Raw genomic sequence first — 1,265 nt, forward strand, 5'->3', positions numbered from 1 at the left:
CCCTGCCCTTTGGCGACTATGTGCAATGGTCGGTCTGTGGCAAGCACCAGAGAGCCGATCGCCCCAACCGCCGCAGCGTCCAACCAGTGGGCCTTATCCCAGCCAAGCTGTTTGCGGTTGAATTTGGTCTGTCCGCCCGTGCCGACTGTCACTGGCAAGCCGGTTGCTTTGAGCCGCTGGAACAGCGCCCAGCGGGTTGCGTTGACCGCCGCCGCATCTCGCAACGGGGCTTTCGCTTTGGCGAGAATCTTCTTGAGCAGGTCTGGCTTCTTCGCCAAAAACTCCGCGACGGGCCGGTTGCCTTTCTTTTGATTGCACTTGGTGCAGGCCAGCGTCAGGTTAGAGACGCGATCCGAACCGCCTTTGCTACGCGGGTGGATGTGCTCGACCTCTAACGGAACGCCTTTAGCGCCGCAGTAGGCGCACGTCCGCCCCCACTTTTCGAGCAGGTATTCCCTCACCTCGAAACCGAGTAATTCGCCTTGCTGATACTCGGTTCCCCGAATCTCAGGGTTATTCATCTTCTGCATGTCGAACCTGACCAGCTCTTGCGTCAGTTCGCCAACCGGCGCAAACCGCATCAGTCGATTGACCCACGTCATCGTGGTTTCGATGCGATGCTGAAGGCTTGGTGCGAGCCAACCTGTTGCGCGTGTCCGGTTCAGGAAGCGCGGCGCACGGTAGCGCAACCGAGAGCGGCGCAGACGACGGGACGCACGGCGGCTTGCCAGTTTCTTGCGAATCAACGCGCCACGGTGCTGCAACTCGCCGCCCCACACGACCTTCTCGCCCTGCACCAGCGCGATGCCGGTCGTCTTTGAACCTGGATCGAGTTTGATCTGGCAGGGCGCTGGCGATGCGTCAGGTACCGCTCGATTGAGGATGATCGTGAGGGGAAACCGCCGCAGCAACGCCGCTTTGCCAGTGCGCAGCAACTCCCGTGCGCGGGCCGGATGACAGGGCGACAAGGGTCGCCTGTCAGTGTCCAGCACAAAAACAAAATTGGTGTTCATTTCTGAATCATCTCCCGTAAAGGGGTTATGTTTGCCTCGGGAATGTTGAACAGGCTTGTCGGGATGGCCTCACGCGGCATGGTCAAATCTCCATGCCGTTCCTTAAAAACCATCGACAGCGCCACAAACTGGCGTTCATTCATGGGTGTCGTGACCTGTTCAACGTAGGTCTCACAGACCTGACCCTGCACCCTCAACTGTGCGCTTCAAAAGCCTAGATTGGCTTAGAAAAGCGCAGATTTGAATGAGGGG

General features: G+C 58.9%; 2 protein-coding genes. Both read right to left on the bottom strand.

What is annotated here, in order from left to right:
- On the bottom strand, positions 1–1,013 hold a 1,013-nt coding region (gene iscB, locus BLW10_RS13565; protein WP_143117101.1), incomplete at its 3' end, for an RNA-guided endonuclease IscB.
- A complete protein-coding gene (locus BLW10_RS14070; RefSeq protein WP_177169081.1) occupies positions 1,010–1,156 on the bottom strand; it encodes a hypothetical protein in 147 nt (48 codons plus the stop codon). The genes iscB and BLW10_RS14070, both read right to left, overlap by 4 nt.
- Between the last annotated feature and the right edge of the window lie 109 nt (positions 1,157–1,265).

This window comes from Allochromatium warmingii (assembly GCF_900107145.1).
Classification (GTDB): domain Bacteria; phylum Pseudomonadota; class Gammaproteobacteria; order Chromatiales; family Chromatiaceae; genus Thermochromatium; species Thermochromatium warmingii.